Genomic DNA, 6,689 nt, shown 5'->3' with positions numbered 1-6,689 from the left:
GGAAGAGAAGAGATGTATATCATCTTGGGTATTTATACGTATTATTGATATATCATCTCTATTTAGAGTTACCCTGATAATATGCTCTACAAGAGGAATATTATCTTTTGCCATGGTACGAAATAAAGCATCATTAATAGGACGTAGAGATTTAGCAATCTCTATTTCCTCTTTAGTGTATTTTATTTTCATTATTATTTACCTCAAAACTTATTCATAGGCGAGATAGTACTACTAAGACTTACTACCTCTTAACTTTTTATTACCTCCTATGAATAATAGAAGTAAAAAGTTTAAAAAAATTAGTTAAAAAAAGGATTTGCTTATATTTGATTAATATAATTATTGATATAATAAATAATTAAAAATTTTTAATAATTATTTTGAATGTAATAATAATACAAGTAAATTAATAAGATGTATTAAGAAGTATTCTAAATAAAAAGAAGCGGTACAGCGTTTGCTGTACCGTTAAAGATATTAAGCTTTTGGAGAGTAGTGCGAGAACTCCATGCTGAATGTTCCTCTACCTTGTGTTGATGATCTTAATACAGTTGTGTATCCAAACATCTTTTGTAGTGGAACTTCTGCACTAATAACATCTGAACCTACTCTTGATTCCATACTATTTACAATACCACCTCTACTTGTAATTGATGAAATAACATCACCAACATACTGAGTTGGTGCAGAAAGTTTAACACTCATTATAGGTTCCATGAGTACTGCTCCAGCTTTTTGACAAACTGCATCAAAGGCCATGTTTGCACAAGCTTCATTACTAAATGGAGTGCTTGTTAATTCATTGTATCCAATTGCTTTAACATCGATTTGGATATCGGTTGTTTCATAACCATATTTGATACCGCTCTTAAATGCACTTTCAATACCATTTTTTACAGCTTGAACAATTTCTTCTGGAATATCTCTAGTGTTTGCACTAATTTTCAATACATTTCCACTACCTGCAGGAAGAGGTTTTGCGGCAAGTGTAAGCTTAGCCCAGTTCTCTTTGTTTGCAATAGTACGTTCAAATGTAAACTCTTCTTCAGCTTCACCTGTAATAGACTCTCTATATGAAACCTGAGGGTTACCTACACGTGCTTTAATTTTCATCTCTTTGGTGATTCTTGTTACAAGAACATCAAGGTGGAGTTCGCCCATACCAGAGATAACGAGCTGTCCGGTCTCTGCATCATCTTTATAAGTAAAGGTTGGATCCTCAAGAGAGAGACTTTCAAGGGCTTTCTTTAGTTTTTCCTGCTCATCTGTACTTTCTGGCTCGATAGCAACTGAGATTACAGGATTAGGGAAGTGCATCTTCTCAAGAAGATAAGGATGAGCTTCAGTGCCAATAGTATCACCTGTTTGAGCCATTTTAAAACCAATGATTACACCAATGTCTCCTGCTTTAAGCTCTGTTAAATCAGTCATAACATCAGCATGCATTCTTACAATTCTATTTACTCTTTCCTTTTTGTTCTTAGTAATGTTGTAAATAGCAACACCTTTCTTAAGAACACCAGAATACATTCTTACAAAGCAAAGAGGGCCAGCCTTTGGGTCTACAACGATTTTGAAAATAAGACCAAGCATAGGTCCTTTTTCATCGTGAATAACCTCAATTTCCTTATCTTTCTTTTCCCAATATCCTTTTAGAGGTGGAACTTCATCTGGAGAAGGAAGAAGATCAACAACACCATCAAGTAAGGTCTGAACACCAATATTTTTTAGTGAAGAACCAACAAATACAGGAAGAAGTGTTCTGTCAAGAGTACACTTTCTTAATGTACTCATAATCATATCGTTTGGAATTTCTTCACCTTCAAAATATAGCTCTGTAATTTCATCAGAATATGATGCACAAGCATCAATAAGCTTTTCCTTATATTCTTCAGCTTTTTCTATATATTCTTCAGGAATGTCTTCTTTAGTAATAGTTGAGCCTCTATCTTCTTGTGAAAAATAGAGTGCTTTCATCTCAAGAAGAGAAATAACACCTGTAAAGTTATTTTCTGCTCCCATTGGGATAAATAGAGGAACTGGTGTAGCACCAAGCTTTTTTTCCATTTCAGCTAATACTTCATAGAAGTTTGCACCAAGACGATCCATTTTGTTAACAAATGCAATTCTTGGAACTTTGTATGTATCAGCTTGTCTCCATACTGTTTCAGTTTGAGGTTCAACACCACCAACAGCACAGAAAACACCTACTGCACCATCCAATACTCTTAAACTTCTTTCTACTTCTGCAGTGAAATCAACGTGTCCTGGAGTATCAATAATATTTATTTGGTGGTCCTTCCAATAACAAGTAGTTGCAGCAGATGCAATAGTGATACCTCTATCTTGCTCCTGCTGCATAAAATCCATAGTAGCTTCACCATTATCAACTTCACCGATTTTATGGTTTTCGCCAGTATAATATAAAATTCTTTCTGTTGTAGTAGTCTTTCCTGCATCGATATGAGCCATGATACCGATGTTTCTTATCTCTTTTTCACTCATAAAAAAGAGCATATCAAAAAAGAGCTACTTTTGTCACTTGCTTTTACCAGATCTCATTGCATTGATAACTGCAATTAATGCAACTCCAACATCAGAAAAGATTGCAAGCCACATCGATGATAAGCCTATAATTGATAGAACAATTACAATTAGCTTTATTAACAGAGAAAATATAATATTTTCTTTTACAATAACTTCTGTTTTTCTACTAATTTTTATTGCCTTAGAAATCTTTGATGGGTTATCAGAAACAATAACCATATCACTTTGTTCAATGGCAGCATCACTACCAGCTGTTCCCATTGAAACTCCGATATCAGCTTGAGCTAAACTTGGAGCATCATTAATACCATCTCCACAATATAAAACAGTATTATTAGCACCCATCATACTCTTTAATGTTGAAAGCTTTTGGTCTGGAAGAAGCTCTGCATGATATGAATCTAAATCAAGCTTATTTGCAACTTCCTTACAAGTTTCAGCTTTATCACCTGAAATCATCGTTACTTCTTGTACGCCTAAGTTCTTTAAGTCCTTTACAGCAAGTAAAGCATCCTCTTTAATCTGATCTGATAGTGTAACAAAACCAAGAACAGTTTCATCCTTTCCAAAATAAACAACAGTTTCATTTACTTTAGGTACACTTTTAAAGAGTTTACTATTACCAGCATAATAAATTTGTCCATTGATAGTGCCCATAACACCTTTACCTGGAATTTCAACAAGCTTTGAAACTTGGAATAAGCTCTTGTTATAGTAACTGACTATTGCCTTAGCAATTGGGTGAGTAGATGAAGACTCTAATGAAGCAATATAAGGTAAGATATCAAGTTCAGTTAAATTAACAACACTACTTACACATAATTCTCCCTTTGTAAGTGTTCCTGTTTTATCAAAAGCAACTTTGTTAACCTTTGATAACTTTTCAACAACATCTGATCCCTTTACTAAAACTCCATGTCTAGCAAATGCTCCAATAGAAGCAAAGTATGAAAGTGGAATTGATAGCACAAGCGCACATGGACATGAAACAACTAAAAGCTCCATTGCTCTATAAATCCAAGGACTAAAAGGCTCTCCAATTATTAAAGGAACTACTAATGCAACGATTAGGGCAAGAAGACATACAAGAGGAGTGTAGTAGCGAGAAAACTTAGTAATAAATTGTTCACTACTACTTTTCTTATCGTTATTTGTTTCAATTAATTGAACAATCTTAGTAGCTGTTGATTCGTCATAACGTTTAGTAACTTTAATTTTAATTGGGGATGATAAGTTAATAGATCCTGATAGTACATTTGAACCAACTTCGACATCAACCGGAATACTTTCCCCTGTCAATGCTTTTTCATCTAATGAAGAAACTCCTTCAATAACAGTACCATCTAATGCAACCTTTTCTCCAGGGCGAACTACAATAATACTTCCAACCTCAATCTTTTCTACACTTACTATAGAACCATCCTCAAGCAAAGCTTCCTTAGCTGAAATATCTAAAAGCGCCTTAATCGATTTTCTGCTCTTTCTAACAGCTTTTTGTTGGAAATACTCTCCAATTTGATAAAAAATCATAACAGCAGCAGCTTCAGAGAAGCTTGAGAGAACAACTGCACCTACAGTTGCAATACTCATTAAGAAGTTTTCATCAAAAATCTTACCCTTAAAGATATTCTTAATTGCTTTTAATAATACTTCATATCCTGCAATAGCATAAGAAATTAAGTATAAATATGGAATTTTACTAATGAATGCAATAATAAAAATAACTACTGCTAAGGTAATTTTTATTAAATCATTTCTTTGACTATCATCAGTATCGATATCTTCCTCAAGTAGGACAATTTCATCCTCAACATCTTTACATATCTTTTCAATTTCACTTTTTGATAATGTTGTTTTAACAGTTAATTTTTCTTTTGGAAAATCAAATGAAGCAAACGATACTGACTTATTCTCATTAAGTGCTCTTTCAACTTTTTTAGCACATTCTGCACAGTCTATCTTTGCTTTATAAATATAAGTGTTTTCAAAAAATATTTCATCAGAAATATTTTGAGACATCTTTATTATTTCATCTCTTGAAAGGGATGTAGTTACATGTAATTTTTTATTATTAAAGTCTAATTGAGCGCTTTCAATTCTACTATCCTTTTGTAATTCTCTTTCAACCTTCTTAGCGCAGTTAGGGCAATCAATTGAGATGTTATATATATATTTGTTCATAATACCTCCGTTATATGAATATATGAGCAACTATTCATATATTAATTATACATACACATACTGTCAATGATAAAAGTATTCTTTTATAGATTTTCTTATAAAAAAGGCATCAAAAATAGAATTTCTACTTTGATGCCCAAAAACTAATCTACTTTTAATTTAATATGGCTTTGTTTGATGGTTATAAATACCACTTGTTCCTGAAGCTAAGAAACTTAAGGAAGTTGCTAAAAACAATAGGGTAGGTTCACTATATCCAAATAGCTCTAAGCCAAGTGCAAAGCATGCAAGAGGAAGGTTAGTACCACCTGAAAGCATTGAAAGCGCACCAAGGGCTGCAAAAGCTGAAACTGGAAGTGAAAAAATTGAAGCAAAGCTCATTCCAAATCCTGCTCCTACAATTAATAGTGGAACAACTTCACCACCAGCAAATCCTGCAGCAAAGGTAAATGTAACCATTAATAGCTTCATAATATCGGCAATCTGTGGTGCTTTACCACTGATAATATCGCTAAGTAAAGAGCCACCTAATCCGTTATACATAAATGTTCCAGTTAAAAAATATGTAGCTATTGAAAGAATTAGTAATATTGTTGCAGGGAATGCTACCTTTAAATATTCGTTTTTAATTTTACTTTGACAAAGATGTTTAACCGAGTGAGTAAAAAAACAGAATAATCTTGAGTAATAGCCAACTATTACAGCAAATAGTGCAACTATAATATAGTTTGAAATTGAAGTCTCAAGAGGGATAATTGTTGGAATATGTAATATATGGATGTTTAAGAGTTTTGAAACAATTACAGCTGTAAATGATGAAATTGTACATGGAAGCCAAGCATCTAAACGAGTAGTTTTTGGTGAAGCAAATTGAGTTCCAAACATTACACCTGCAATTGGGGATGAGAATAAAGCACCAAATGCTGCTGATGCACCACACATTAAGTAGTACTCGCTATTATGCTCACTTTCATTTTTCAACAACTTTGTTTCTAAAGAGTTTATCGCAGAAGCACCTGCAAGACCAATTTGTACACCAGATCCTTCTTTACCACCTGATGCACCAGTTATATGGGTAATTAATGTAGCAATATATGCAATAAATCCCATTTGAGGACAAACAGAATCTTGTACTTGGGACTTTGCAAGGTTTCTATTTGCGTTATTAATATCATCAATTGCTTCTGTTGTACTATTTCTATATTTAGGACCAGCTTTCTTATAAATGAAAGTTGTAAGTACAGCACCACCTGGGATTAAAAAAACTAAAATTGGATAACTAGAGTTAATCTTACCCACAATATTTATTGATAGCGCAAAGATTGTCATTAGTAGGCCAACTAGTGCACCTGTTAATAAACCTCTTAATAACTGTAGAGGCCATGTAAGTTTAAATTTATTTTGTTCCATATCAAATGTGGCATTATAAAATAATAATAGCTGTAAGGAAAGACCTCACAGCTATTGAAGTATATAATTATTTTTAAGTTAAGTTAAATCATCAATTAACTTATTAATTTCATCAAGTTTCGATTTATCGGAATCAAACTTTATACTTGTCTTTTCATAGAAAGCTAAAGCATATTTTAATACCATTACAGCTTCTTGCTTATCAGATATCTTATCCAGTGTTACTGAAGAATAGAAAGGCTTTCCATTCTTTCCATCTTTACCTTCATAGTATTTCATCTTTTCAGTAGGAACACTGTTAGAGTTATACTTCTTCTGCATTTTATCAAATTCTTTAGCTCTCTTAGATGCAGACCAATCACGATCAGCAAGTTGCTGAGCAAGCTCAAGATAGTTAGTTAAGTTATTTCTATTAATATTATCTTGAGTGTCTACACATCTTCTCATGTAGCTAATTGCAAAGTCTTTATCACCGAAGCTAATAGGACCACCAGGAAGCTGGTTATATAAAATACCTAATACATACCAAGAGTCTGTATAGTCAGCAT

The 6,689-nt window shown here is 33.0% G+C and carries 4 protein-coding genes and 1 pseudogene; all 5 read right to left on the bottom strand.

Annotated elements, in window-relative coordinates; genetic code table 11:
* A partial coding sequence (locus SOY52_RS00830) for a hypothetical protein (protein ID WP_320847088.1) occupies window positions 1–192 on the bottom strand: 192 nt, incomplete at its 3' end.
* A 288-nt stretch (window positions 193–480) separates the two neighbouring features.
* Window positions 481–2,508, bottom strand: a complete 2,028-nt coding sequence (gene fusA, locus SOY52_RS00825) for an elongation factor G (RefSeq protein ID WP_320847087.1) — start codon at window positions 2,506–2,508, stop codon at window positions 481–483.
* A 33-nt stretch (window positions 2,509–2,541) separates the two neighbouring features.
* Window positions 2,542–4,731 (bottom strand): heavy metal translocating P-type ATPase, encoded by a 2,190-nt coding sequence (locus SOY52_RS00820; RefSeq protein ID WP_320847086.1) that lies wholly within the window; start codon window positions 4,729–4,731, stop codon window positions 2,542–2,544.
* A gap of 159 nt (window positions 4,732–4,890) precedes the next feature.
* Entirely contained in the window at window positions 4,891–6,141 is a 1,251-nt protein-coding gene (locus SOY52_RS00815; RefSeq protein ID WP_320847085.1) for a chloride channel protein, read from the bottom strand.
* A 78-nt stretch (window positions 6,142–6,219) separates the two neighbouring features.
* A pseudogene (locus SOY52_RS00810) lies at window positions 6,220–6,689 on the bottom strand (hypothetical protein); the annotation flags it as partial.

The sequence above is a fragment of the Bullifex sp. genome (genome assembly GCF_034103065.1).
Taxonomy (GTDB): Bacteria; Spirochaetota; Spirochaetia; order Sphaerochaetales; family Sphaerochaetaceae; genus Bullifex.
Note: the sequence above shows the minus strand (reverse complement) of the source record. Positions and strands in the feature narration are given on the sequence as shown.

What these genes read in the sequence shown, in the direction of transcription:
- fusA (WP_320847087.1), bottom strand. Translation starts at nt 2,508, where the DNA reads ATGAGTGAAAAAGAGATAAGAAACATCGGTATCATGGCTCATATCGAT.
- SOY52_RS00820 (WP_320847086.1), bottom strand. Translation starts at nt 4,731, where the DNA reads ATGAACAAATATATATATAACATCTCAATTGATTGCCCTAACTGCGCT.
- SOY52_RS00815 (WP_320847085.1), bottom strand. Translation starts at nt 6,141, where the DNA reads ATGGAACAAAATAAATTTAAACTTACATGGCCTCTACAGTTATTAAGA.